The 23,602-nt window shown below is 71.6% G+C and carries 21 protein-coding genes; 13 read left to right on the top strand and 8 right to left on the bottom strand.

Features of this window, described 5'->3' with window-relative positions:
- Positions 1 to 46: 46 nt before the first annotated feature.
- Both HQQ85_RS01320 and HQQ85_RS01315 read right to left on the bottom strand, forming a co-directional pair.
- Complete coding sequence (locus HQQ85_RS01320; protein ID WP_173180710.1) at positions 47 to 1,216, bottom strand: DUF4192 family protein; 1,170 nt, start codon at positions 1,214 to 1,216, stop codon at positions 47 to 49.
- Positions 1,217 to 1,641: 425 nt separating this feature from the next.
- The gene (locus HQQ85_RS01315) at positions 1,642 to 2,196 is read right to left on the bottom strand and encodes a YceI family protein (RefSeq protein WP_173180709.1); all 555 of its coding nucleotides are present in this window, start codon (positions 2,194 to 2,196) and stop codon (positions 1,642 to 1,644) included.
- Between the two features lie 187 nt (positions 2,197 to 2,383).
- Between HQQ85_RS01315 and HQQ85_RS01310 the strand changes: the two genes are divergently transcribed.
- Positions 2,384 to 3,628 (top strand): hypothetical protein, encoded by a 1,245-nt coding sequence (locus HQQ85_RS01310; RefSeq protein ID WP_173180708.1) that lies wholly within the window; start codon positions 2,384 to 2,386, stop codon positions 3,626 to 3,628.
- A gap of 69 nt (positions 3,629 to 3,697) precedes the next feature.
- On the opposite strand, the gene HQQ85_RS01305 is transcribed toward HQQ85_RS01310, so the two are convergent.
- Positions 3,698 to 4,702 carry a DNA-3-methyladenine glycosylase gene (locus HQQ85_RS01305; protein WP_216851395.1) on the bottom strand — a complete coding sequence of 335 codons (1,005 nt, stop codon included), beginning with the start codon at positions 4,700 to 4,702 and terminating at the stop codon, positions 3,698 to 3,700.
- A gap of 90 nt (positions 4,703 to 4,792) precedes the next feature.
- Complete coding sequence (locus HQQ85_RS01300) at positions 4,793 to 5,695, bottom strand: NUDIX domain-containing protein (RefSeq protein WP_173180707.1); 903 nt, start codon at positions 5,693 to 5,695, stop codon at positions 4,793 to 4,795.
- A 58-nt stretch (positions 5,696 to 5,753) separates the two neighbouring features.
- Between HQQ85_RS01300 and folP the strand changes: the two genes are divergently transcribed.
- From folP to HQQ85_RS01285, 3 genes are read left to right on the top strand one after another with little or no spacing between them, the layout of a single operon-like run.
- Entirely contained in the window at positions 5,754 to 6,650 is an 897-nt protein-coding gene (gene folP / locus HQQ85_RS01295; protein WP_173180706.1) for a dihydropteroate synthase, read from the top strand.
- A gap of 25 nt (positions 6,651 to 6,675) precedes the next feature.
- Positions 6,676 to 7,443: a pyrimidine reductase family protein gene (locus HQQ85_RS01290; RefSeq protein WP_173180705.1), complete on the top strand. Its 768-nt coding sequence runs from the start codon at positions 6,676 to 6,678 to the stop codon at positions 7,441 to 7,443.
- A complete protein-coding gene (locus HQQ85_RS01285) occupies positions 7,440 to 7,928 on the top strand; it encodes a GNAT family N-acetyltransferase (protein WP_371741713.1) in 489 nt (162 codons plus the stop codon). Before HQQ85_RS01290 ends, HQQ85_RS01285 begins: the two co-directional genes overlap by 4 nt.
- Positions 7,929 to 7,987: 59 nt before the next feature.
- Here the strand turns inward: HQQ85_RS01285 and HQQ85_RS01280 are convergent, their stop codons facing one another.
- Positions 7,988 to 10,495: an RNA helicase gene (locus HQQ85_RS01280; protein ID WP_173181668.1), complete on the bottom strand. Its 2,508-nt coding sequence runs from the start codon at positions 10,493 to 10,495 to the stop codon at positions 7,988 to 7,990.
- Positions 10,496 to 10,644: 149 nt separating this feature from the next.
- Between HQQ85_RS01280 and HQQ85_RS01275 the strand changes: the two genes are divergently transcribed.
- From HQQ85_RS01275 to HQQ85_RS01255, 5 genes are all read left to right on the top strand, one after another.
- Positions 10,645 to 11,076 (top strand): RNA-binding S4 domain-containing protein, encoded by a 432-nt coding sequence (locus tag HQQ85_RS01275; RefSeq protein ID WP_173180704.1) that lies wholly within the window; start codon positions 10,645 to 10,647, stop codon positions 11,074 to 11,076.
- 66 nt (positions 11,077 to 11,142) lie between these two features.
- Positions 11,143 to 13,170: a hypothetical protein gene (locus HQQ85_RS01270; protein WP_173180703.1), complete on the top strand. Its 2,028-nt coding sequence runs from the start codon at positions 11,143 to 11,145 to the stop codon at positions 13,168 to 13,170.
- A 119-nt stretch (positions 13,171 to 13,289) separates the two neighbouring features.
- Positions 13,290 to 13,943, top strand: coding sequence for a TetR/AcrR family transcriptional regulator (locus HQQ85_RS01265; protein ID WP_173180702.1), 654 nt, complete (start codon positions 13,290 to 13,292; stop codon positions 13,941 to 13,943).
- Positions 13,944 to 14,041: 98 nt separating this feature from the next.
- Positions 14,042 to 14,632: a TetR/AcrR family transcriptional regulator gene (locus HQQ85_RS01260; protein WP_173180701.1), complete on the top strand. Its 591-nt coding sequence runs from the start codon at positions 14,042 to 14,044 to the stop codon at positions 14,630 to 14,632.
- A 65-nt stretch (positions 14,633 to 14,697) separates the two neighbouring features.
- Entirely contained in the window at positions 14,698 to 15,627 is a 930-nt protein-coding gene (locus tag HQQ85_RS01255; protein ID WP_173180700.1) for a hypothetical protein, read from the top strand.
- A 42-nt stretch (positions 15,628 to 15,669) separates the two neighbouring features.
- Here the strand turns inward: HQQ85_RS01255 and HQQ85_RS01250 are convergent, their stop codons facing one another.
- The 3 genes from HQQ85_RS01250 to HQQ85_RS01240 are packed head-to-tail and all read right to left on the bottom strand — an operon-like array spanning position 15,670 to position 18,907.
- On the bottom strand, positions 15,670 to 17,403 hold the full coding sequence (locus HQQ85_RS01250) for an FAD-binding oxidoreductase (RefSeq protein WP_173180699.1): 1,734 nt from the start codon (positions 17,401 to 17,403) through the stop codon (positions 15,670 to 15,672).
- Complete coding sequence (locus tag HQQ85_RS01245; protein ID WP_254069077.1) at positions 17,400 to 18,110, bottom strand: 1-acyl-sn-glycerol-3-phosphate acyltransferase; 711 nt, start codon at positions 18,108 to 18,110, stop codon at positions 17,400 to 17,402. Before HQQ85_RS01245 ends, HQQ85_RS01250 begins: the two co-directional genes overlap by 4 nt.
- Positions 18,107 to 18,907, bottom strand: coding sequence for an SDR family oxidoreductase (locus tag HQQ85_RS01240; protein WP_173180698.1), 801 nt, complete (start codon positions 18,905 to 18,907; stop codon positions 18,107 to 18,109). The genes HQQ85_RS01245 and HQQ85_RS01240 overlap by 4 nt, the downstream gene beginning before the upstream one ends.
- A 101-nt stretch (positions 18,908 to 19,008) precedes the next feature.
- On the opposite strand from HQQ85_RS01240, the gene HQQ85_RS01235 reads away from it, so the two are divergent.
- From HQQ85_RS01235 to HQQ85_RS01220, 4 genes are read left to right on the top strand one after another with little or no spacing between them, the layout of a single operon-like run.
- Positions 19,009 to 19,968 carry a hypothetical protein gene (locus tag HQQ85_RS01235; RefSeq protein ID WP_216851394.1) on the top strand — a complete coding sequence of 320 codons (960 nt, stop codon included), beginning with the start codon at positions 19,009 to 19,011 and terminating at the stop codon, positions 19,966 to 19,968.
- Positions 19,965 to 22,316, top strand: coding sequence for an SDR family oxidoreductase (locus HQQ85_RS01230; protein ID WP_173180697.1), 2,352 nt, complete (start codon positions 19,965 to 19,967; stop codon positions 22,314 to 22,316). The genes HQQ85_RS01235 and HQQ85_RS01230 overlap by 4 nt, the downstream gene beginning before the upstream one ends.
- A gap of 18 nt (positions 22,317 to 22,334) precedes the next feature.
- On the top strand, positions 22,335 to 23,129 hold the full coding sequence (locus tag HQQ85_RS01225; RefSeq protein WP_173180696.1) for a ferritin-like domain-containing protein: 795 nt from the start codon (positions 22,335 to 22,337) through the stop codon (positions 23,127 to 23,129).
- Positions 23,130 to 23,157: 28 nt separating this feature from the next.
- Positions 23,158 to 23,595: a YdeI/OmpD-associated family protein gene (locus HQQ85_RS01220; RefSeq protein WP_173180695.1), complete on the top strand. Its 438-nt coding sequence runs from the start codon at positions 23,158 to 23,160 to the stop codon at positions 23,593 to 23,595.
- Positions 23,596 to 23,602: the final 7 nt, after the last annotated feature.

The following is a 23,602-nucleotide window of genomic DNA, read 5'->3' as shown; positions in this document are numbered from 1 at the left end:
CCGCCGGCCCGCTCGGCACCGTCGACGGCCGGCTCCCACGGGCGGGTCAGTCGAGCCATTGCGGCACCAGGCCCTGGTCGAGGATCTGGCGGAAGAGGTGCGCCAGGGAGCAGGCCGGATCGGCCGTGAGGCACTCGTCGAGGTAGGCCGCCGCCACCGTTCCGCGACCCCGGCACCATTCGAGCCAGGCCAGCATCACGAGCGGGGAAGCGGCGAGCGAGGGCGGCACGCACTCGGCCACCCGGCGCAGCACCTCGACCGAGCGGCAGAGGATCTCCGGGTGCGGCGCGTCGGCGGCGGCACCGAGGAAGGTCGAGAAGACGGATCCGGCTCGGGAGTCGCTGCCGTCGAGGGACTCGGCCAGCGCGGTGACAGCACCGTCGAGCCCCCAGGCGCACTGCATCAGCACCAGGTCTCGGAGCAGCCGTCGCCTCAGGGGCCACGCCAGGCGGATGGCGCCGAGCTCGGTCGGCAGACCACCCGCCGGGTCGAGGGCCGTGCACCACAGCTGGAGCGCCCGCATCGGATCGACCTCGGCGCGTCCGTGGTCGTCGGCCGGCAGCCCCAGCGCGGCCAGAGCTGCGTTCGTCAGTTCCTCGGGGGCCCGGTGCAGGGGCACGAAGGCACCGCGGTGAGGATCGCCGGAGGGTTCGCAACCCGGTCGATCACCCCCGGGGAGGTGATGAGAGGCAGCATCTGGCACCCTTTCGGCGGGGAGCAACGATTCGGGCAGTGGAACAGGTGCCCCCGCTCGCGGTCGCCGAGGCCGGTCGCCACGCCACGAGCCGGGCTCGAGGCGGCGCACGGAGCTGTCGGACACCTCGAGCAGCGCTCCGACGGAGAAGCCCGCCGCGTCGAGGCGGGCCGCCAGCGCCACGAGGGCCGCGCCGCTGCCGGCAGAGACTTCCGGACGGCGTGGTCGCCGGGGTGGACCAGAGGGGGAATCGCCGCCACCGGGCGGCGCGAAGGAGACGAGGTCGATGCGTGCGACACCGGTCAGGCGGGAGAGCAGCGTCGTGAGGGTGTCGGCCACGTGCAGGACCGCGTGCGACTCGGCGTCGGATTCGACGGCCGGGTCGGGTTCTGCACCGCCATCGGCACCGGTGGCCAGCGGGAGATCGAGTCGCAGCACCGCGAAGGGGCGCCGTCTGCGTCGGATGCGCAGCGCCAGACTCCCGCGCGGGACGAAGCCGAGTGTGCCGACGATGTCGGCCACGATCTCCACCTCGGGAGGTCGGTCGGGCTCGGGCGACTCCGCCGGAGCTGATTCGCGATGCCGCAGCGTGCGGTGACCTACTGCGGGCGGCTGGCCGGCACCGGGCGGTGGAGGCGGAGCCTGATCGAGCGTCACCGCACCTGGCGACGGGTGACGAGGGGCAGGAGAGAGGGTCGTGGGGAGGGCGCTCGGGGCGGTCGACGGTGTCATGGCCACAGTGTGAGCGGCGGGGGCGGCGGCGACCCGCTTCGTGGGGTGATCTGTGGAGGGCCCGGGCGCATCCGGGATCTGTGGAGGAGGCACCACCGGACACGGCAGAAACCGGCGAGGGGAGCGGACGCCGATGGCAGAGCCGCACGCAAGGCCGCGGACGCACGACGGCCCGACATGCGCAGAGCGCAGCCGGGCCGCCGGTACGGGGTAAATCAGGCGGAGAGCACGGCCTGCACGTCGAGGGTGATGGTGACCTTGTCGCCGACGAGGACGCCGCCGGTCTCGAGCGCGGCGTTCCAGTTGACGCCGAAGTCGTTGCGGTCGATCTCGGTCTTGGCCTCGAAGCCGGCCTTGTAGTTGCCGTAGGCGTCGGTGCCGAAGCCGCCGAACTCGAAGTCGAAGGTGACCGGCTTGGTGACGCCCTTGATGGTGAGGTCGCCGTCGATCTTGTAGTCGCCGTTCTCGACGCGCACACCGGTGGAGACGAACTTCAGCTCGGGGTGGGTGGGGGCGTCGAAGAAGTCGTTGGTCGCGAGGTGGCCGTCGCGGTTCTTGTCGTTGGTGTTGACCGAGGCGACGTCGGCGGTTGCCGTGACCTTGGTCTCGAGCGGGTTCTCGGTCGTGACGAAGGTCGCGTCGAACTTCTCGAACTTGCCCTTGACCTTGCTGATCAGCATGTGGCGGACGGAGAAGGCGACCTCGGAGTGCGAGGGGTCGACGGTCCAGGTGCCGGCCTTGTACCCGGGGATCTCGATGGTGTCGGTCATGTGTTCCTCTTTCGTGAGTGTGAGCGATGGCGGGGAGCGATCACCCGTCCCCACGGTCTATACAAATGCATGAAAGCACAGCTTTATTCCGGGCTCGTGACGCGAAGCTCCGAATCGGCGTGGAAGCGGGCGGACGCGCCCGGTGTGATCGTCCCATCTTTCACTTTCGTCACATACCCTGGAGGCCATGTGGAAGCCGTCCGCCCGCAGCTGGGGCACCGTCGCCGTCGTGACCGCGCTCGTCGCGTGCGCCGGGGTGCCGGCCAGCGCCGCCGCCGGAACGTCCGCTGCCGCGACGCCCGCTGCCGCGAAGACGAGCTCAGCACAGACCGGCTCGGCACAGACCGGCACGGCCCAAGCAGCCGAGGCTGCCGCAGCGATCGCCCCCCGCATCGACTACCCCAGCTGGGACGAGGTCAACGCCGCGAAGCAGAACGAGCAGGCGACGGCCGACGAGGTCACCAAGATCACCTCTCTGCTCGACCAGCTCTCCGCCGTCTCCGCCCAGCGCGCCGACGAGGCGCTGCAGCGCGGCCAGGAATACCTCCAGGCCAAGGCCGCCGCCGAGGCCGCGAGCGCCTACGCCGCCACCCTGCAGACCCAGGCCGAGGACGCGACCGCGAAGGCCGACACCGCGACCGCCCAGGTCGGCGCCCTCGCCGCGCAGCTCTACCGCTCCGGCGGCGACACGACGATGAACCTCGTGCTCAACCAGAACGACTCCGACTCGCTGCTCTACCAGCTCGGCACGATGACGAAGCTGACCGAGCGCACGGGCCAGATCCGGGATGCGGCCGAGGCGGCGAAGAACACCGCGCAGGCGCTCGAGAAGCAGGCGCAGACCGCGAAGAACGAGCGCGACACCCTGCAGACGGCCGCCGACGAGCGGCTGCAGGCCGCCAAGGACGCGCAGGCCGCCGCCGACGCCCAGCTCGCCGAGGAGCAGGACCGCAGCGACTTCCTCGTCACCCAGCTCGCCTCGTTGAAGAACGTCACGGCCGACGTCGAGTCGCGCTACCGCGCCGGCGAGGAGGCCAAGCGGCAGGAGGAGGAGCGTCAGCGTCAGGCCCTCGCCGACCAGGAGGCACCGGGCAGCGCCTGGGTGCCCGGCGAGGTCGCTCCGGCGTCGGTGGCGCAGGCCTACGCGCAGAGCATCCTCGGCAACTACGGCTGGGGCGGCGACCAGTTCGGCTGCCTCGTGCAGCTCTGGATCGGCGAGTCGGGCTGGCGCGCGAACGCCTACAACCCCTCGAGCGGGGCCTATGGCATCCCGCAGTCGCTGCCCGCCTCGAAGATGGCGTCGGTCGGCACCGACTACGTCACCAATCACGAGACGCAGATCATCTGGGGCATGAACTACATCTCCGACCGCTACGGCACGCCCTGCGGCGCCCTCTCGGCCTGGAACGCGCGCAACCCCCACTGGTACTGAGCCGCACCGGCACCCCTCCGAGCCGCACCCCGCGGCACGCACGACCCACGTGGGCACAGACCGACGCCCTCAGTACCCCCGATGATCCTGGATCGTCATCCGCGGCCCCCGCCGCGGCGGCCGGAACCCGCTCGCCAGCACCAGCCGCACCACCCGCTGCCGCTGACCCCGCCACGGCTCGAGCAGTTCGGCCAGCGCGTCGTCGTCGATCGGCTCCCCGACGAGCGCCCAGCCGATCGTGGCGGCGAGGTGGTAGTCGCCGAAGCTCACCGCGTCGGGGTCGCCGTGCGCGCGCTGGGCCGTCTCGGCCGCCGTCCACACGCCGACACCGTTCACCGTGCGCAGCCGGCGCCAGACCTCGTCGCCGCCGCGCCCTAGCGCGAGCGTGCGCTCGAGGCCCGATGCCACGGTGGCGGCCTGCAGCACGGTTCGGGAGCGGCCCGGGTCGACCCCGGCCCGATGCCACTCCCACGAAGGGATGCGCCGCCACTGCTCCGGCGTCAGCGGCAGCCGCAGCGGCGCGTGCCCGAAGGCCGGGCGAGCGCGACCGTGCGCGACGGCACCGCTGCCGAGCGGCCCCGGCGCGAGCTCGCCGTACGCCGTCACCAGGATGCGCCACGCCCGGAACGCCTCGACCGACGTGACCCGCTGCTCGATCACCGCCGGCGCCAGCGCGTCGAGCACCCGCCCCGAGCGCGTCAGCCGCAGCCCCGGGTTGCGGCGGGCCGAGTCGGCGAGCAGGGGGTGACCCGAGGTGTCGAGATCGCTCCAGTCGTCGCCCTCGCCGAGCAGTTCGGGCACCGTCGACAGAGCAGCGGATGCTCCACTCCCCCAGGCCCGCACCCTCACCTCGCCCGACACCGGCGTGAGCAGCAGGGTCGCGACGCCCGGGCTCTCACCGGCGGTGCGCAGCGCGATCCACACCCCGCCGTTCTCGTCGAGCCGCGTGCACGGATCTCCGGGGCCGCGCCGGTGGGGCGCCAGCGTGGCCCGCAGATCGAGTCGCCCCCGCGGCCGGTAGACCGTCTCGAGCTCGGGTGCGTGCACCTGGGGCGAAGCGGTCGGGGAGCTCATCGTGGCATGAAGACTACGTCACGCCCCGGACATCGCGGTCACACGCCGGCGTCACCGACAGGAGTCACGCACGGGAGTCGTCCCCCTGCATCACTCGACCGCGTCGAGCAGCCCCCGCAGCCAGCCCGGCCCGCGCACCTCGGCGCCGAGCGCCAGCACCCGCTCGCTCAGACCGCGGTCGGCCGTCACGACGACGATCCGACCGGGAACCGGCAGCGCGGCAGCCCGCGCGACCTCGTCGACGATCGCGTCGTCGCCGGAGCCGGCCGCGCGCAGCAGGCTGACCTGACCCGAGGGGGCGCCCGCCGCATCCTTCGCCTGCCCCTCGAGCACGACACGGAACTGCGGCCAGCTGCGGCCCGCCCCGGCCTCGGGCGAGAACTCCGAGGTGGCGATGCCGGCGTCGCCGAGCAGCTCGAGCCGCGAGATGAGCCGGGCAGCAGCGCCCGCTCGATCCTTCCACCACCCGTCCGGCACCGAGCCGACCACGTTCGCCGCGTCGACCACGACCCGGATGCGCTCACCGAGACGCTCCCGCAGTGCCGGCCACGCCGAGCCGAACCCGGGATGCAGCGGCAGCGACTCGACCTCGTCGAGCGGCACCCACCGCAGCTCGAGGCTCTCCGCGTCGCCGATGCGGGGGTCGAAGAAACGCGCCGTGCGGGTCACCACGGTCACGTACGACCAGTAGCCGAGGTCGAGCACCGAGGTGAATGCGAGCCGCAGAGCGTCAGCCGGCACCCCGGCCTCCTCCTCGGCCTCGCGGATGGCGCCGTCGACCGCCGACTCGCCCTCGTGCCTGGCACCGCCCGGCAGCCCCCAGGTGCCGCCGAAATGGCTCCACTCGGCGCGATGCTGCAGCAGGATGCCCGCCGTCTCGTCGTGCACCAACAGCCCCGCGGCACCGTAGCGCCCCCAGAACCGGCGGCCGTCCGGCCCCTCGACCCAGGCGTCGCCGCTGTCCCGCGGATGCGTCGGGGGAAGTGCCGTCATGACTCCACCTTCTCACGGTGCGGCACAGCCGACCCGCCCGAACGACCATGATGGAAACATGATCGTCACACCCGAGCTCCGCCACCCCCTGCGGCGCTTCCCGACGCGGCTCGGCGAGCGGGTGATCGACTTCGATCGGCGCATCGCTGTGATGGCGATCGTCAACCGCACGCCCGACTCCTTCTTCGACCGCGGCGCCACCTTCGCGCTCGACAAGGCGGTCGCGAGTGCAGTCGCAGCCGCCGAGGCGGGCGCCGACTGGGTCGACATCGGTGGGGCGAAGTTCGCTCCGGGGCCCGAGATCGGCGAGGCAGAGGAGCTCGACCGCGTGCTGCCGGTGGTGGCGCAGCTGGCGGGGGCGAGCGACGTCGTCATCTCGGTCGACACCTTCCGCGCATCCGTCGCCGCCGCCTGCCTCGCCGCCGGCGCGCATGTCGTGAACGACACGACCGGGCTGAGCGACCCCGAGATGGCCGCAGCCGTCGCCGACGGGGGCGGATCGCTCGTCGTCACCCACTCGCTCGCCGAGCCGCGCACGCCCTACCCGCGGCCGCACTACGACGACGTGGTCGACGAGGTGCGGTCCTTCCTCGTGGAGCGGGTCGAACGCGCGGTCGACGCCGGCGTCGCCGAGAGCGCGCTCTACATCGACCCCGGGCACGACCTCAACAAGAACACGCTGCACAGCCTCGAGCTCACCCGCCGCTTCGACGAGATCGCCTCGATCGGCCTGCCCGCCCTCGCGGCAGTGTCGAACAAGGACTTCGTCGGCGAATCGCTCGATGCCGCCAAGCCCGACCGCCTAGAGGGCTCGCTCGTGGCCGCCACCGTCTGCGCGATGCTCGGCGCCCGCATCGTGCGCATGCACGACGTGCGCGCCTCGGTCGCGTCGATGCGCATGCTCGAGACCGTGCTCGGCTTCCGGGAACCCTCCTTCCTGTCGCACAACGTCTGACCCCCTGCCGAGAGAAAGCCTCAGGATGACCGTCCCACCCACCCCCGACATAGTCGAGCTCTTCCCCCTGCCCTCCGCCCCGCTCCCCCCCGAGGAGCTGCTCGCGCTCTACGCTCCCGACCGCGCGACTCCGCGACTCCGGGTCAACTTCGTACAGAGTCTCGACGGATCGGCGACCGTCGACGGCCTCTCCGGCAGCCTCGGCGGCCCGGCCGACAAGGTCGTCTTCGACATCCTGCGCGGGGTCTCCGACGTCGTGCTCGTCGGCGCCGGTACCGCACGCGCCGAGGGGTACGGCGCCCTGACCGTCGACGAGCGCTTCCACGGCTGGCGCGAGGCACTCCGGATGCCCGTGCACCCCGCCATGGCGCTGGTGAGCGGTCGGCTCGACCTCGACCCGGCATCCGACCTCTTCGCGAAGGCGCCCCGCCGACCCCTCGTGTTCACCTCGAAGGCAGCGCCGCCGGACGCCCGGCGGCGGCTCGCCCCCGTCGCCGACGTCGTCGACGCCGGAGACGAGCGGGTCGACCCGGCCCTCGTCGTGCGGGAGCTGCACGAGCGGGGCCTCACCCAGATCCTCTGCGAGGGCGGTCCGTCGTTCTTCGGCGACCTGATCGCAGCCGATCTCGTCGACGAGCTCTGCCTCACGATCAGTCCGGTGCTCGAGGGTGGCATCGGCCCGCGCATCGCCCGGGCCGGCGGCGACACCGTCGTACCGCGACACCTCGAGCTCGCGGGCCTTCTCCGGAGCGGCAGCCTGCTGCTCTCCCGCTGGGCCAGGGCAGCACGGTGAAGGCTCCGCTGCACGTCGAACCCTGGAACCCGGCCGACGCCGCCGATCGGGCCGCGGTCGCGGCGATGGTGCTGCGGTACCACCAGCAGACCGAGAGCGAGAAGGGGTCATCGGCAATCGAGCTGCCCGACCGCTACCGGGCCGAGGCGGAGGACCCGGTGGCGACTTTCGCGGGTTCCACGGTGCTCCTGGCGAAGGAACTCGACGCACCCTTGGGCATGCTCGTCCTCACCCCCACCGCCCCCGGCTGGTGCGAGGTGAAGCGGCTCTGGGTGGAGACCGAAGCCCGCGGACGCGGTGCGGCGAAGCACGTGCTGATGGAGGCCGCCCACCGGGCCGCCGCCGACGGCTCCGGGCTCCGGCTCTCGGTCTGGGAGTGGCGGACCACGGCGATCGCCCTCTACGAGCGGCTCGGCTTCAGCCGGGTGCCCTCGTGGGACTCCCGCGCCGGGCTCGTGTGCCTGGAACGGCCCGCCGACGGGTGACCGCCGGACGGGCATCCGCTCGTCGTCGGCACGCCGGCACCGATGAGAGTGGCAGCCGCCTAGAGCTGGTCGACCGCCGTCACCCGCACGACCGCCGTGCCCGCCTCGTTCGACGCCGCGAGGTCGATCTCGGCGGTGATGCCCCAGTCGTGGTCGCCGGCCGGGTCGTCGAAGATCTGCCGCGCCCGCCAGAGCGTCGGCTGCTCCTCGAGGATGAGCAGGGCGGCGCTGCGCGCGTGCGGGCCGATGCCGACCGAGTCGTGCACGTCGTAGTAGTCGTCCATCGCGGTGGCCCAGCGGTCGGCGCTGAAGCCCGAGGGGCCGTCGAGCTCCCCCAGCTCGTCCCACGCCTCGCGCGCGGCGAGAGTCACCCGGCGGAACAGCTCGTTGCGCACCAGGATGCGGAACGCCCGCGGGTTCGAGGTGAGCAGCTTCGGCGCAGGCGGCACCACGGCCTCCTCCGACTCCTCGCGCCGGGCGGCGGCTTCGACGGCGGCGGGGTCGATCAGCGCCTCCCACTCGTCGAGCACGCTCGAGTCGGTCTGGCGCACGAGTTCGCCGAGCCATTCGATCAGGTCGAGCAGGTCGTCGTTCTTCAGCTCGTCGGGCACGGTCGACCGCAGCGTGCGGTAGGCGTCGGAGAGGTAGCGCAGCACCAGGCCCTCCGATCGGGGCAGCCGGTAGAACGCGATGTACTCACCGAACGACATTGCCCGCTCGTACATGTCGCGGATGACCGACTTCGGCGAGATGTCGAAGTCGCCGATCCACGGCTGCGAGGCGCGGTAGGTGTCGAAGGCCTCGCTGAGGAGGCCGAGCAGCGGCTTGGGGTAGGTGACCTCGTCGAGCAGCTCCATGCGCTGCTCGTACTCGATGCCCTCGGCCTTCATCGCCTGCACCGCCTCGCCGCGCGCCACGAACTGCTGCGCCGAGAGCACCGGCCGGGGGTCGTCGAGGATGGCCTCGGTGACCGAGACGACGTCGAGCGCGAACGACGGCGAGTCCTCGTCGAGCAGGTCGTAGACCGCCAGCGCGAACGGCGACAACGGCTGGTTCAGCGCGAAGTTCGGCTGCAGGTCGACGGTGGGGCGGATGATCGTGATGCCCGTGACCGCATCGGTCACCTGCTCGACCACTCCCGCCGTGCGGAGCGTGCGGTAGATGGCGAGGGCCTGCCGGATGAGCTCGCGCTGCTTGGCGCGCGGCTCGTGATTGTCTTCCAGCAGGGCGCGCATGTTCGCCACCACGTCGCCGCCGCGCGCGATCGTGTTGAGCACCATCGCGTGCGTGACCGTGAGCTGCGAGGTGAGCTTCTCGGGCTCGGCCGCGATCAGCTTCTCGAAGCTCGGCTCGCCCCACGAGACGAAGCCCTCCGGCGCCTTCTTGCGGATGAACTTGCGGCGCTTCTTCGGGTCGTCGCCGATCTTCGCTAGCGCCTTGAGGTTCTCCGTCTCGTGCTCGGGGGCCTGCACCACGACCGTGCCCGCGGTGTCGTAGCCGGCGCGGCCCGCGCGACCCGCGATCTGGTGGAACTCGCGCGCGGTGAGCTGGCGCATCCGCGTGCCGTCGAACTTGGTCAGCGCCGACAGCAGCACCGTGCGGATCGGCACGTTGATGCCGACGCCCAGCGTGTCGGTGCCGCAGATGACCTTGAGCAGGCCGCGCTGGGCGAGCCGCTCGACGAGCCGCCGGTACTTCGGCAGCATGCCCGCATGGTGCACCCCGATTCCCATGCGGATCAGCCGGGCGAGCGTCTTGCCGAACGCCGTCGTGAAGCGGAACGGGCCGATCAGTTCGGCGATCTCATCGCGCACCTCGCGGCTCGCGACCTTGATGCTCGACAGGGCCTGCGCGCGCTCGATGGCGGCGAGCTGGGAGAAGTGCACGATGTAGACGGGGGCGCGCTGGGTCTGCAGCAGCTCCTCGACCGTCTCCTGGATGGGGGTCGTGGCGTAGCTGAAGGTGAGCGGCACGGGCCGCTCGACGCCCGTGACGACCGTGGTCTCGCGGCCGGTGCGGCGCGAGAGGTCTTCGGCCAGCCAGTCGACCTCGCCGAGGGTCGCCGACATCAGCACGAACTGCGCGTTCGGCAGCGCGAGGATCGGCACCTGCCACGCCCAGCCGCGGTCGGGGTCGGCGTAGAAGTGTAACTCGTCCATTACGACCTGGCCCGCCTCGGTGTCGGCACCGTGCCGGAGTGCGAGGTTGGCGAGGATCTCGGCGGTCGCGCAGATGATCGGAGCATCCGGATTCACCGACGAGTCGCCCGTCACCATGCCCACGTTCGTCGCACCGAAGATCTCGACCAGGTCGAAGAACTTCTCGCTCACCAGCGCCTTGATCGGGGCCGTGTAGTAGCTCCGGATGCCCTGGGCCAGCGCCGTGGCGTGGGCACCGACCGCGACCAGCGACTTGCCCGTTCCCGTGGGGGTGCTGAGGATGACGTTCTCGCCCGAGACGATGGCGAGCACCGACTCGTCCTGCGCGGGGTAGAGCGGGGTGCCGCGCTCGGCCGCCCACTCGGCGAAGGCGTCGTAGGCCGCATCGGGGTCGAAGGGCTGCGGCATCGCCGGGCGGGAGGGGGTGGAGGTCACGTGCCCCAGCCTACGGCGGGCCGCCGACGCTCCCGGGTGCGCCGAGGTCGTGGGCGCCGGCTCGCGGAGGGTGGCTCGGCCGGGGCCTCCCGGCTGTCGGCGGCCTGTGCGAGGCTTGACGGATGAGCGAGGGCGTGCGCATCGACAGCTGGCTGTGGGCTGCCCGCGTCTACAAGACCCGCTCGCTCGCCACCGCGGCGTGCCGGGCCGGTCACGTGAAGCTGAACGGAGACCGCGTGAAGGCGGCGCAGCCCGTTCGGCCCGGAGACGAGGTGCGGGCGCGCATCAGCGGCTTCGACCGCATCCTCACCGTGCAGAAGCTGGGCGCCAAGCGCGGTTCGGCAGCGGTCGCGGCCGAACTGTTCGCCGACCTCACTCCCCCGCCGCCGCCGCGCGAGGAGGTGGCGTTCGTGCCCGTGCGCGATCGCGGAACCGGGCGCCCCACCAAGCGCGATCGGCGCGAGCTCGAGCGGCTGCGCGGCCTCGGCACGGGCGGCGGCCCGCACGACAACGAAGACGGAGACCCGGGACTCAGGCACGGCCAGTACCCTTGACCACGACGAGCCGCGACGACGAGCGGCAGCCCTCACCACCACCCCCGCGAGGCCAGTAGGAGCATCATGTCCGACGCCACCCCCACCGACCCCGACGCCACCCGGCCCCACACCACGCACCCCCAGGCCGACGGGGCCGAGACCGCCGGGCCCGTCGCACAGGCAGACGAGGCGCAGCCCGAGACCGACCTGTTCGCGAGTCTCGCCGAGCACGACGACGACGCCTCCGGCACCGGCGCGACCGCCGCCTACCCGACCCCGGCGTCGGAGCCGGCCCCCGAGCCCGCCCCGGGCTACGAGCTGACCGGGCGCGATCGCACCGCCCTCAGCTTCGTCGGCGCCTCGCTGAAGATCGGCACCCCCGAGTTCCGGGCCCGCTACGCCGCCGTCATCGACGACCTCTACCGCCAGCACTTCATCGACCCCAAGGCGCACCCGGCCTACGAGCCGCCCCCCGTGCCGCCGATCGAGGACGTCGAGGAGACGGACCCGCTGGAGATCATCCGCTCGCAGCTGGGACTGGTCTTCGACGACCGGCGCCTCCGTGACGACGCCCGCGCCGACGCCGAGCAGCGCCTCGCCGACACGAGCGAGCGTCTGGCCGAGATGACCGCGCGCTACGAGCGCACCCAGGCCACCCTCGACACCACCGCCGCCGACCTGGCCGAGCGCGAGGAGCAGTTGCTCGCCCTCCAGGCGCGCCTCGCGTCGGAGACGACGGCGCTGCAGCAGCGCCTCGCCTCCGAGACCGCCGCCCTGCAGGCGCAGCTGGCCGACGAGACCGCGCGCCTCGAATCCCAGCGCCTCGACGAGACCGGCCGCCTGCAGACCGAACTCGCGTCGACCACCTCGCGCCTCACCGACGAGCACCAGGCCATGGCTTCGGGCTACGAGGTGCAGATCGCGGGGCTGCACACGGCCCACGCCGCCCAGCTCGAGGAGGTGCGCGGCTCCCACGTCGCGCAGCTCGAGCAGCTCAGCTCCTCGCACGCGGGTCAGATCGAGCAGCTCACCGCCGCGCACGCCGCCCAGGTCGACGAGCTGCGCAAGGCGCATGCGGCCGAGACCGACCAGCTGCGCGCCGGCCACGCCTCCGAGAGCGACCAGCTGCGGATGCACGACGAGCAGCTGCGCGCCGCCCACGTCGCCGAGATCGAGCAGCTCACCGCGGCCCACCAGGCCGAGCTCGAGCAGCTGCGCACCCAGCACGAGGCCGAGCTCGAGCAGGAGCGCACCGCGGCTGCCGCCGAGCTCGACGGGCTCCGCAGCGAGAACACCACCCTCACCGAGCGCTTCACCGCCGAGATCGAGCAGCTCCGCAGCGACCACGCCACCACGGTCGCCGCCCTGTCGGCCGACGGCGAGGGCGCGGCCTCCGCGATCGCGCAGACCGCCGACGAGCTCGAGCAGAGCCGCGCGCGGGTCGTGCAGCTCGAGAACGAGCTGGCGGCCGCGCGGGCCGAGAGCGACGCCGCGACGGCGGCCACCTTCGCCGACGAGACCCCGGCGACGGATGCGGGGGGCGAGCATGAAGCGGCCCTCGCCGAAGCACGTGGCCGGGTCGACGCCCTCGAGCGCGAGCTGGCCGAGGCGCAGGCCGAGGCCGCCCAGGCGCGTCGCGACGCCGATGCCGCCGCCGCCACGGCGGCCGCCGCCGCGTCGGCCGCGGCCTCGGTCTCGAGCCGGGACACCGAGCGCGAGCCCGAGGGGTTCGAGGCCCTCGGCCTCGGCGGGGGCGGCGACGACCTCGACGACGCCCGCGACCGGGTCGCCCGGCTCGAGAGCGAGCTGCGGGCCGCACGCACCGAGATCGGCATCCTCGCCGACGAGCGCGACCGCGCCCTCTCCGACGCTGCTATCTCGCTCGAGGACCGCGAGAAGCTGAGCGACGCACTGATGGCCGCCCAGGCCAACCGGTCGACCCAGGCCTCGATGCTCGAGGTCGAGCTGCGGCAGGCCAAGGCCCTCGTCACCGAGATCGAGGAGATCGCCACCGGCCAGCTCTGCGACGAGGACGAGACCAACGAGTACGCCATCGGCGCCAACGACTCGGCCGTGCTCGTGCTCAACGCCATCGCGGGCGCCGACGAGTAGAGCCGGTTCGCATCGCGACGCCGCTCCGCTTCATTCACGGGAGGAGCGGCGTCGCCATGTGTACGCTGTCCACAAGAGCGTCCGTCACCCAGGACGCTTCCCTACCCCAGAGGCTGAGCATGAGTGATGAGGAGCCACCACCGTCGCGGTCGACCTACCGGCACGGCGGGCTGCGCGAGGCGCTGCTCGAGGCCGGCATCGAGATGGCCCGCGAGGGCGGCCCCGACGCCGTCGTGCTGCGCGAGGCGACCCGCCGCGCCGGCGTCTCCCCCAATGCCGCCTACCGGCACTTCGCCGATCGGGAGGCGCTGCTGAAGGCCGTCAGCGACAGCTGCCTCGGCTTCTCGGCCGACCGCATCGACCAGGAGCTGGCCGAGCATCCGCCGACCGGCCCCGACGGCGCCGTCACCGAGACCGACGCCCGCGCGATGCTGCGGGCGGTGGGCCTCGGCTACCTCGCCTTCGCCCGCGAGGAGCCGGGCCTCTTCCGCACCGCGTACTCGGTGCCCGACGACCTCAGCCACGCCTTCGACGCCGCCAAGGCGGGCCACTCGGGCCGCACCCCGTTCCAGCTCGTCGGCCTGGCCCTCGACGCGATGGTCGAGACCGGCGCCATGCCCGCGGCCCGTCGGCAGAACGCCGAGTTCCTGGCCTGGGCCACGGTGCATGGCCTCGGCATGCTCATCATCGACGGCCCCCTCCGGGGCCTGGACGACCGCATGGTCGACTTCGCGACCTCCCGCCTCCTCGACATGGTCGACCGCGGCCTCTGACCCGCTCCTCCGGGTCGGTGGCGGCACGACCCCTAGGGGCCGGGATGTCCGGGGTCAAGGCTCAGGGGAGAACCCGTGCCGACTGGCATGATGGCAGCATGAGCGGCTCCGGCGCCCCCGCGGGGCAGCACGACGGCGCGCAGCGCGGTGCCGCCGACGAGCGGATCGTGGCGGCGACGCTGCAGCTGCTGCGCGACCGCGGTCCGGCCGGAGTGACGGTCGAGGCGGTGGCCGCGACCTCCGGCGTCGCGAAGACGACGATCTACCGCCGCTACGAAGACCGCGAGGCGCTCCTGACCGCGGCGATCGACGCCGCGACCACCGAGGTGACCCTCCCCAGCGGCATGAGCACCTACGACACCCTGCACTGGCTGCTGGGGGCGGCGCGCGTGCGCGTGCAGGACATCGTGGGGCGCGGCACGGTCGCCGCCATCCTGGTCGACGACGGCGCTGCGCCGTTCACCGAGCAGTTGCGCGACATGATCCGGATGCGCAGCCACCAGCTCGTCTCGTTCCTGGACGAGGCGGTCGCACGGGGCGACCTGCGGGCCGGCCTCGACGTGAAGCTCGTGGTCAGCGTGCTGCTCGGCTCGGCCGTCGGCCACGTCATCCGCGGCGGCGAGCCCGACGAGGAGTGGGCCGACCGGCTGCTCACGCTGCTCTGGCCGGCCCTGACTCCCCCCGACTGATCGGCGCTTCCCCGCTCCATCCCGACTCGCTACACTGAGCATAACTCAGTTTAGGAGGTCGTTCGATGAGGTCTTTGATTGGCAAGACGACGCTCGTCCTGGTGACACTCGCTTTGGCCGCCACGGCACTCGTCGGCCTTCCGGCCAAGGCGGAGGCACTCGGGTGCGTGCTCGGTCCGAGCCTCGCCACGGCAGCGAAAGCCGCAGGAGTCAGCTGTCCGTCACTCGACGGCGTCACGGGGCCCGAGCACTGGGGCGCGGCCGGCGGCGCCTGCAAGTACGGCTGGGATTCGACAGCACTGCCCGCCGGGCTCCTCGGCTTCCTCGATGCCACCTACCTCAGCCGTGAACGGTACGAGGAGGTCGATGGCTCATCAGCGACCGGCTCCTACTACCGCCGGGGCGGGAAGCTGATCGGCGCCATCATCTTCATGCGGCGGCCCGATCACACCTTCGCGGTGCAGATCTACGTCTGGGGCCGAGGCGGCCGCGCCATGGAGACCGCCTACTTCGACTGCATGTGGCCCGGCATGACGTATCTCGACACCTCCGCACAGGCTCGTCACGTGATGCCGCAACCGGGTCAACCGCCCGCCTCGCCGACCTCGACGCGCGTGACGGCCCGAGGTTCGATGACACCGCTCGGAACAGCCAACCTGCTTCTGCGTGTCGACGTGACGAACGGCGACACCGACCCGAATTTCGCAGATCTGCAGTTCGACCTGGCCGGCTACGCCGTCGACGGCTTTCCGACGCTGCCACGCGGCGTCACCTGCCGACCCCACGAGGGCCTGACCTGCTCGATCGACAGCCTGGACCCCGGTCAGACGGTGACGTTGGTGCTCCTCCTGCACGATGCAGGCACGTCGACCGTCGGTGACGTCGACCTGAGCCTGTCGGCCATCGGGATGATCCGCATCAAGGACTGCATCTGCCATGCACCCGTGAATCATCCCTCGATCGTGACCGACTTCTATCGGGTGATCAGGCCCTGACCGCAGCCGGCCGTGACCCCCGGGCTCAGTGGGCGGCGGGGCTCAGTGAGCGGCGGGGGTGCCGGCGCGGGGCGCGTGCGCGACGCGGTCGGCGACCTCCTCCGGCGTGATCGGCGTGCCGAGGATCTTGCCCGGGTTGAACTGCTGCCCGGGGTCGGCCGCGTCGAACAGGCCCTGCATGAGGGCGACGCCGCCGGCCGAGATGTCCTGCTCCATCCACGGCGAGTGCTCGACGCCCACCGCGTGGTGGTGCGAGAGGGTTCCGCCGGCGTCGATGAAGGCCTGCTGGATGCTCGACTTCACGACCTCGTACTGGCCGATCGGCTCGTCGCCGTGCACGAACGCGAAGGTGAAGTAGAGGCAGGCGCCGGAGTGGTACGAGTGCGAGAGGTGGCACATGATCCAGCCGTGCACGCCGAGGGCGTCGTACGCCTTGTTCGCGGCCGCGACGGTGTCGTCGTAGACCTTCTGCAGCTTCGACCACGGTGCCGCGGTCTCGGAGACGTCGGCGGCGGCGCCCCGGTCGAGCAGGAAGTCGCGGAGGTAGGGCGTGTCGAACTTCTTCTGGTCGTAGAGGGCGCCCGGGCCCTTGCCGACGCCGAGGCCGCCGTGCTTCCGCACGATCTTCGACACGAGCTTCTTCTCGTAGGAGACGTGCGAGGAGCTGCCCTCGAAGCCGATGAACGACAGGCACATGTCTTCCAGCACCCAGCCGCGGCGCTGCAGCACCGACATGAGCGTCTTCGTCACGAAGGACGAGACACCCTTGGACTTCTTGCGGGTGGCGAGCGAGAAGCCGCTCTCCCGCGCATCCGACACCCGGGTGATCGACGGCGAGGCGTCTGACTCCGAGATCTCGTGCATCGCCGCGAGGCCGGCCTTCCAGTTCGGGAAGAAGTAGGCCTGCACCTCGCGAACGGCGGGCTGGCGGTGCACCTGCACGGTGACCTCGGTGATCACGCCGAGGCGGCCCTCGGAGCCGATGATCATCTCGCGCACCGAGGGGCCGGTGGAGGTGGAGGGCAGCGGACGCAGCACGACGACCGTGCCCGGGCGCACCATGCGGAGGCCGCGCGCGATGTCGGCGATGTCGCCGTACTTGTCGCTCTGCATGCCCGAGGAGCGCGTCGCGACCCAGCCGCCGAGGGTGGAGTGCGTGAAGCTGTCGGGGAAGTGGCCGAGCGTCCAGCCGCGCGCGTTCAGCTGCTCCTCGAGGTCGGGGCCCTGGGCACCGGCCTGGATGCGAGCGAGGCCCGAGCCCTCGTCGATGTCGAGCACGCGGCGGAGGCGGCCGAGGTCGAGCGAGACGATCGTGCGCTTCTCGTCGGCGAGCGGCTCGAGGCTCCCGGCGATGTTGCTCCCGCCACCGAACGGGATGAGCACGGCGCCCTCGGTGACCACGGCGTCGACGATGCGCTGCACCTCGGCCTCGTCGGCGGGGTAGACGACCACGTCGGGCACGCGGGCGATCTCGTTGCGGCGCACGCGCAGCAGGTCGCGGATGCTCTTGCCGTAGGTGTGCACCACCCGAGCCATGTCATCCGTCGTCGAGTGCGACGCGCCCACGATCGAGACCAGCTCGGCCTCGAACGACGCCGTGATGCGCGGCGGCTCGACCGTGAGCTCGTCGAACGAGAGCGGCGGCACGGGCGGCACGCTGATGTCGAGCGCGACCGCCTTCTGAACGAACGGGGCGAAGTCGGGCTTGTCCTCGAAGTGGAATCCGACGCCCTCGAGGCCCCAGCCCCACCACTTCATGTGCTTCACGTCGGTCATGAGGATCCTTTCAGAGTGCTGCTTCCGGTCGAGTGCAGTCGCTGCACCTCGACCTTGATCCGCTTCGAGAACTGGTCGGGCGTCTCGCCGGGCAGTCCGATCATAGGCTCCCCGAAGATGACCGCCACGGGCGGGCGCCCAGGGATCGGCCAGTTGCGTCCGCGGGGCATGGCGGCGCTCGCGCCGACCAGCGCGACGGGCACGAGCGGCACGTCGCAGGCGAGCGACAGGGCGGCCGCGCCGGCCTTGAAGTCGGCCATCTCGCCGGTCTTCGAGCGCGTGCCCTCGGGAAAGACGAGCAGTGGGACCCCACGGCTCAGCAGCTTCTTCGACACGCCGTGCTTCTGCGCCGTGCCGGTGCGGTCGATCGGGAACGCGTTGAAGAACAGGGCGGTCAGGATGCGCCGCCACCAGATGTCGAAGAAGTAGTCGGCAGCGGCTCCGGCGGCCAGGTACCGGCCCATGCGCCGCGGCAGCGCGCACATGATCAGCGGCGCGTCGAGGTGGCTGGAGTGGTTCGCGACCGCGATGAAGGCGCCCTGCACACCCTTGACGGCGTCGTGCCCGTGCACGCTGACGCGGGTGATCGACCAGACCACCGGCTTCAGCAGCATCCGCTGCGCGACGAAGCGCATGTTCGCCATGACGCCGCTCGTGAAGCGGTCTTTGGGGGCACGGATGAGGTGCGGGTGGTTGTGGGTCATCATGAGGTCTTCGCCTCCGACGGCACGATCGGTTTGCTGCGACTGGACGAGATGCGTCCCGAGATCCAGCGGATGGTGCGGCGGGGCAGGTGCCGCGTGAAGAGCATGAGGAAACGGAACCGCTTCGAGGGCACCGAGAGCACCTTGCCGTGGGCGACGTCGCGCAGGCACTCCTCCACCAGCGCGTCGGCGTCCAGCCAGAGGAACTCGGGGATCGACTTGGTGCGGATGCCCGCCCGCTCGTGGAACTCGGTGCGCACCCAGCCCGGCAGCACCGCCGTGACCTGCACTCCTGTGCCCTTGAGCTCGACCGCGAGCGCCTCGGTGTACGCCGTCGTCCACGCCTTGACGGCGGAGTAGTTGCCGGTCGCGATGGTGCCGGCGACGCTGGAGACGTTCAGGATGGTGCCCTTGTGCCTGGCCTTCATCGCCCGTCCGGCCGCACCGCCGAGCACCAGCACGGCGAGGCACATCACCGACAGCGCGCGCTCGTGGATCGACACGTCGCGCTCGAGCAGCGAGCCGTGGATGCCGAAGCCGGCGTTGTTGACCAGGAAGTCGATGGGCGCATCCGCCGACTCGAGCCGCTCGGCGACGCGGTCGACGTCGGCCCGCACCGAGAGGTCGGCGGAGATGGTCTCGACCTTCGTCGCCCCGTCGCGGGAGAGCTCGGCGGCCGTCTCGCGCAGCCGCTCCTCGTCGCGCGCGACGAGCACGAGGTCGTACCCTCGAAGGGAGAGGGCCCGGGCGAATGCTGCACCGATCCCCGAGGTTCCACCGGTCACCAGAGCCGTCGCCATGGTGCTTAGGATACGCTACGGAGTGCGTAGCGTTAGACGAGCGCATCCGTTCACCCCTCCTCGCCGACCACGCCGGGGACAGTCCGCCTCGGAGAGACCAGATGTCCGTCGAAGAACGAGTTCCCGAGCGTTTCGACGTGCGCGACTTCGCCCGCACCGCGGTCGGCAGCCACCGCGGCGAGATCGATCTCGAGGCATTCGCCGAGCATCCGCTCGCCGATCGCACCGTGCGCCTGCTCGCCTACCTGCGCGAGCTCGAGCGCTCGACCATGACCTACCTGCGGAACGTGCTCGTCACCCCCACCCACAAGGACGCGCGGGTCACCGCGTTCCTCACCACCTGGGCGTTCGAGAAGTACTGGATCGCCGACGCCCTCGAGGTGATCGTGCGCGCCCACGGCGTCGACCCGACCGCGATCGAGGAGCTCCCCCGCCTCAAGGCGATCGCGCTCGAGCTGTCCGAGCGGGCGACGCCCATCGTCGAGTCGTTCCGCGCGAACGCGATCGGGCCCGACGTCATCGGCGTGCACCTCACCACGGTGGCGGTCGACGAGTGGATGACCGAGGCCGCCTACATCCGCCTCAAGACGCTCGACCCGAACCCCGAGCTGGTCTCGCTGCTCGAGCGCATCCTCGAGGTGAAGAAGCGGCACCGCGCCTTCGTCGAGCCCGACGCCCGCGCCCGCCTGACCGCCTCACGCCGCGCTCAGAACCTAGCCCGCCGCGCCCTGCCGCGCACCCCGTGGCCCATCGGGGCCGCGAGCGTGCAGCAATCCGCCTCGGCCTTCTTCTACGAAGAGCTCCTCGACGCCGAGCTCACCGCCGGCGTCGATGCGAAGGTGCGGGAGCTCCCCGGACTCGGCGCCCTGCACGTGGTGCGGGCGGCTCGCGAGCGCGCGCTCGCCCCCTCGCGGGGTGCGGGTCATGCCCTCGGCCGCCGGCTCGCCGGCCTCCGCCACGGTCTCGCACCCGACAGAGCAGCCCGATCCAGCCGAGCAGCCCGATCCACCCGAACGACCTCGACCACCTCGACCTCCAAGAAAGGCGGAGCGACCGGATGACCGACGCCACCCCCACCGACCCGACGACGACCCCCGCCGACTCCGCCTTCTCTCTCGGCAGCTCGCACGTGCTGCTCACGGGCGCCACCGGCTTCGTCGGCCAGGCGGTGCTGGAACGGCTGCTCTCCTCGCACCCCGACACGCGTGTCTCGCTGCTGATCCGGCCGAAGTCGCGCACCACCGGTGAGACCCGCCTGCAGACGCTGCTGAAGAAGCCGGTGTTCCGCACCTGGCGCGAGGCCGTCGGCGAGGCCGAGGTCGAGCGCACGATCCGGGAACGGCTGACGGTCATCCAGGGCGACCTCGCGAACCCGGGCGAGCTGCCCGGTGACATCGACGTGGTGCTGCACGGCGCCTCCACCGTCTCGTTCGACCCGCCGATCGACGAGGCCTTCCAGACCAACGTCGACGGGGCCACCGGCCTCTACGGCGCGCTGCTCGCCTCGGGCAGCGACCCGCACGTGGTGCACGTCTCCACCGCCTACGTCGGCGGAATGCGCAAGGGCGTCTCGCCCGAGGCGCCGCTCGAGCACGAGATCGACTGGCGCGCCGAGAACGCCGCCGCGAAGTCGGCCCGCCGCCGGGTCGAGATGGCCTCCCGCCAGCCCGAGGTGCTGCGGGGCCTGCTCGCCAAGAGCCGCGCCAAGCTCGGCAAGGTGGGCCCGCAGGCCGTCGCCGCCGACGCCGAGGCCGCCCGCATCGAGTGGGTCACCAAGCGCCTGATCGACCACGGCCGCATCCGCGCCGAGTCCCTCGGCTGGACCGACGTCTACACGCTCACGAAGGCCTTCGCCGAGCGCGCCGCCGAGGAGCTCTGGGGCACGGCCGGTCACCGACTGTCGATCGTCCGCCCCTCCATCATCGAGAGCGCCCTGCGCCACCCGTTCCCGGGCTGGCTCGACGGCTTCAAGGTCGCCGACCCGCTGATCATGGCCTACGGCCGCGGCCAGCTGCCCGAGTTCCCGGGCGTGCCCGACTCCATCCTCGACGTCATCCCGGTCGACTTCGTGGTGAACGCGATCCTCGCGGCCGCCGTGACGCCGGCGCCCGTCGACGAGCCGCGCTACTACCAGGTCGTGTCCGGAGCGCGGAACCCGCTGCCGTTCCACACCATGTACGAGAACGTCAAGGAGTTCTTCACCGAGAACCCCATGCCGGGCGACGACGGCGGCATCGCCGTGCCGTCGTGGCGCTTCCCCGGCGGCCGCTCGGTCGAGCGGACGCTCCGCCTGCAGGAGCGCATCGCCTCCGTAGCCGACCAGGCCGTGATCCGGATGCCCTCGAACCCGCGCACGCGGCAGTGGACCGAGACGCTCCGCCGCCGCCAGCAGGGCCTCGACCAGCTGCGCTACTTCGCCGAGCTCTACCGCGCCTACGTGCAGACCGAGCTCATCTTCGACGACCGCAACACGCGGGCGCTGCACGCCTCGATCCCCGACGAGCTGAAGGCCGACCGCGGCTTCGACGTGGCCGAGATCGACTGGCACGAGTACTTCCAGAGCATCCACTTCCCCTCCATCACCGGTCTGACGAAGGCCTTCGCCAAGCGGCCCGCCGGCCGGGCCCGTGCCAAGCGCGCCCTGCCGGTGCGCAGCGACGTGCTGGCCGTGTTCGACTTCGAGGGCACCGTCGTCGAGTCGAACCTCGTCGAGCAGTACCTCTGGATGCGCCTCGGCATGACCCCGAAGGCCCAGTGGCCGCAGGAGTTCGCGAGCCTCCTGGTCTCGGTGCCGGCGTACCTCCGCGCCGAGCGGCGCGACCGCGGCGAGTTCATCCGCACCCTCGTGCGCCGCTACAAGGGCATCCGCGTCGAGGAGCTGCAGGAGCTCGTGCAGGGCCGCTTCGGCGCAGCCATGCTGAGCCGGGCGATTCCGGATGCTCTCGACCGCGTCGCCCAGCACCGCGCCGCCGGGCACCGCACGGTGCTGGTCACGGGCGCGATGAGCTCGGCAGCCGAACCGTTCTCCGCGTTCTTCGACGAGGTCGTCGCCGGCGAGATGCATGCCTCGAAGGGCGTGCTCACCGGCTACCTCGCCGCTCCCCCGCTGGTCGATGAAGCGCGCGCCGCGTGGCTCCGCGAGTACGCGGCCGGTCACGGTGCGAACCTGACCCAGTCGTACGGCTACGGCGACAGCCTCGCCGACGTCGCGTGGCTGAAGCTGCTGGGAAACGCCACAGTGGTGAATCCCGACACCGATCTGTATCGGCACGCGCAACGAATGAAGTGGACGGTGGAGGACTGGACGAGACGATCGTCCGACCGCCCCGTCGCACCGGCTAATCTGGCTCTGCTGCCCGACGCACCGGCATCCGCATCCGAGGAAGGAGACCGGTCGAGCGCCACCTGACGCTCCCCCGACACACCCATGGCATTCGACATCGACAAGTACACGGAGACCTCCACCAAGGTCGCGTGGCAGGACCTCGACTTCTCCGACTTCCGCGAGCACCCCCTTCCCGAGGGCACCCTGCGGAGCCTCCGCTACATGTGCGACATCGAGTACCACACCGTCTGCTACCTGCGGGACATGCTGGTCACCCCCTCCCACAAGGACGAGGACGTCACGGCGTTCATGACCATGTGGAACCGCGAGGAGTTCTGGCACGGCGAGGCCCTCGCGGCCGTGCTCGCCGAGCACGACGTGATCGTCGACTTCGACGAGCTGAAGGCCACCCGCCTGAAGCTCGGCTGGAAAGACCGTCTCGACCCCGTGAAGCAGTCCCTCCTCGGCAACATCGTCGGCTCGGGCTTCATCGCCGTGCACATGGTGTGGGGCGCGGCCAACGAGTGGTCGGCCGTCGCCGCCTACAACCGGCTCGCCGACCTCGAAGCGCATCCGGTGCTCGCCGAACTGCTGCGCCGCATCGCCAAGCAGGAGGCGCGTCACGTCGCCTTCTACGCCACCCAGGCCCGCGAGCGTCTCGGCAAGAGCAAGAAGGCCCAGGTGCTGGCGCGCTTCGCGCTGAAGAACTTCTGGGGCCCGGTCGGCTCAGGCGTGATGAGCGACGACGAGGTGAAGCACGTCATGGGCCACCTGATGGGCGGGCCCGAGGGTCGTCGTGAGGCGGCCAAGATCGACGCGCACATCGCCCGCATGCCGGGGCTCGAGGGCCTCACCATCGTGCAGGACGCCCTCGACGCTCGCAGCATCGCCGCCTGACGCCATTCGGCTGGGCCATACTGCTGACATGGAGTTCAGCACGACGATCCTCGCCAGCGGCAAGAACAACACGGGCATCCCGGTGCCCGAGAGCGTGGTGACGGCGCTCGACCGCGGCAAGCGCATCCCGGTCGTCGTCACCATCGGCGGCCACAGCTACCGCAGCTCGATCGTGTTCTACACCGGTCAGTACCTGATCGCGCTGAGCGCCGAGAACCGGGCGGCCGCGGGCGTCGCCGCCGGTGACACGGTCGTGGTCGGCGTCGAGCTCGACGAGGCGCCGCGCGAGGTCGAGCTCCCGGATGCTCTTGCCGCCGCTCTGGCCGGGGACGCCGATGCCGCGGCCGCCTTCGCCGCGCTCTCGTACACCAACAAGAAGCGCATCGCGACCTCGATCGTCGACGCGAAGACCGACGCCACGCGCGAGCGGCGCCTGGCGAAAGCGCTGGAGGAGCTGGTCTCCTGAGCCGGAT

It is taken from the genome of Herbiconiux sp. VKM Ac-2851, from assembly GCF_013205105.1.
Lineage (GTDB): Bacteria > Actinomycetota > Actinomycetes > Actinomycetales > Microbacteriaceae > Herbiconiux > Herbiconiux flava.
The sequence above is the reverse complement of the archived record's forward strand: the minus strand, read 5'-3'. Positions and strand labels throughout refer to the sequence as shown.

Coding starts and splice junctions, on each gene's coding strand:
- HQQ85_RS01315 (WP_173180709.1), bottom strand. CDS start 2,196: ATGACCGACACCATCGAGATCCCCGGGTACAAGGCCGGCACCTGGACC.
- HQQ85_RS01310 (WP_173180708.1), top strand. CDS start 2,384: ATGTGGAAGCCGTCCGCCCGCAGCTGGGGCACCGTCGCCGTCGTGACC.
- HQQ85_RS01305 (WP_216851395.1), bottom strand. CDS start 4,702: ATGAGCTCCCCGACCGCTTCGCCCCAGGTGCACGCACCCGAGCTCGAG.
- HQQ85_RS01300 (WP_173180707.1), bottom strand. CDS start 5,695: ATGACGGCACTTCCCCCGACGCATCCGCGGGACAGCGGCGACGCCTGG.
- folP (WP_173180706.1), top strand. CDS start 5,754: ATGATCGTCACACCCGAGCTCCGCCACCCCCTGCGGCGCTTCCCGACG.
- HQQ85_RS01290 (WP_173180705.1), top strand. CDS start 6,676: ATGACCGTCCCACCCACCCCCGACATAGTCGAGCTCTTCCCCCTGCCC.
- HQQ85_RS01280 (WP_173181668.1), bottom strand. CDS start 10,495: ATGCCGCAGCCCTTCGACCCCGATGCGGCCTACGACGCCTTCGCCGAG.
- HQQ85_RS01275 (WP_173180704.1), top strand. CDS start 10,645: ATGAGCGAGGGCGTGCGCATCGACAGCTGGCTGTGGGCTGCCCGCGTC.
- HQQ85_RS01270 (WP_173180703.1), top strand. CDS start 11,143: ATGTCCGACGCCACCCCCACCGACCCCGACGCCACCCGGCCCCACACC.
- HQQ85_RS01265 (WP_173180702.1), top strand. CDS start 13,290: ATGAGTGATGAGGAGCCACCACCGTCGCGGTCGACCTACCGGCACGGC.
- HQQ85_RS01260 (WP_173180701.1), top strand. CDS start 14,042: ATGAGCGGCTCCGGCGCCCCCGCGGGGCAGCACGACGGCGCGCAGCGC.
- HQQ85_RS01255 (WP_173180700.1), top strand. CDS start 14,698: ATGAGGTCTTTGATTGGCAAGACGACGCTCGTCCTGGTGACACTCGCT.
- HQQ85_RS01250 (WP_173180699.1), bottom strand. CDS start 17,403: ATGACCGACGTGAAGCACATGAAGTGGTGGGGCTGGGGCCTCGAGGGC.
- HQQ85_RS01245 (WP_254069077.1), bottom strand. CDS start 18,110: ATGATGACCCACAACCACCCGCACCTCATCCGTGCCCCCAAAGACCGC.
- HQQ85_RS01240 (WP_173180698.1), bottom strand. CDS start 18,907: ATGGCGACGGCTCTGGTGACCGGTGGAACCTCGGGGATCGGTGCAGCA.
- HQQ85_RS01235 (WP_216851394.1), top strand. CDS start 19,009: ATGTCCGTCGAAGAACGAGTTCCCGAGCGTTTCGACGTGCGCGACTTC.
- HQQ85_RS01230 (WP_173180697.1), top strand. CDS start 19,965: ATGACCGACGCCACCCCCACCGACCCGACGACGACCCCCGCCGACTCC.
- HQQ85_RS01225 (WP_173180696.1), top strand. CDS start 22,335: ATGGCATTCGACATCGACAAGTACACGGAGACCTCCACCAAGGTCGCG.
- HQQ85_RS01220 (WP_173180695.1), top strand. CDS start 23,158: ATGGAGTTCAGCACGACGATCCTCGCCAGCGGCAAGAACAACACGGGC.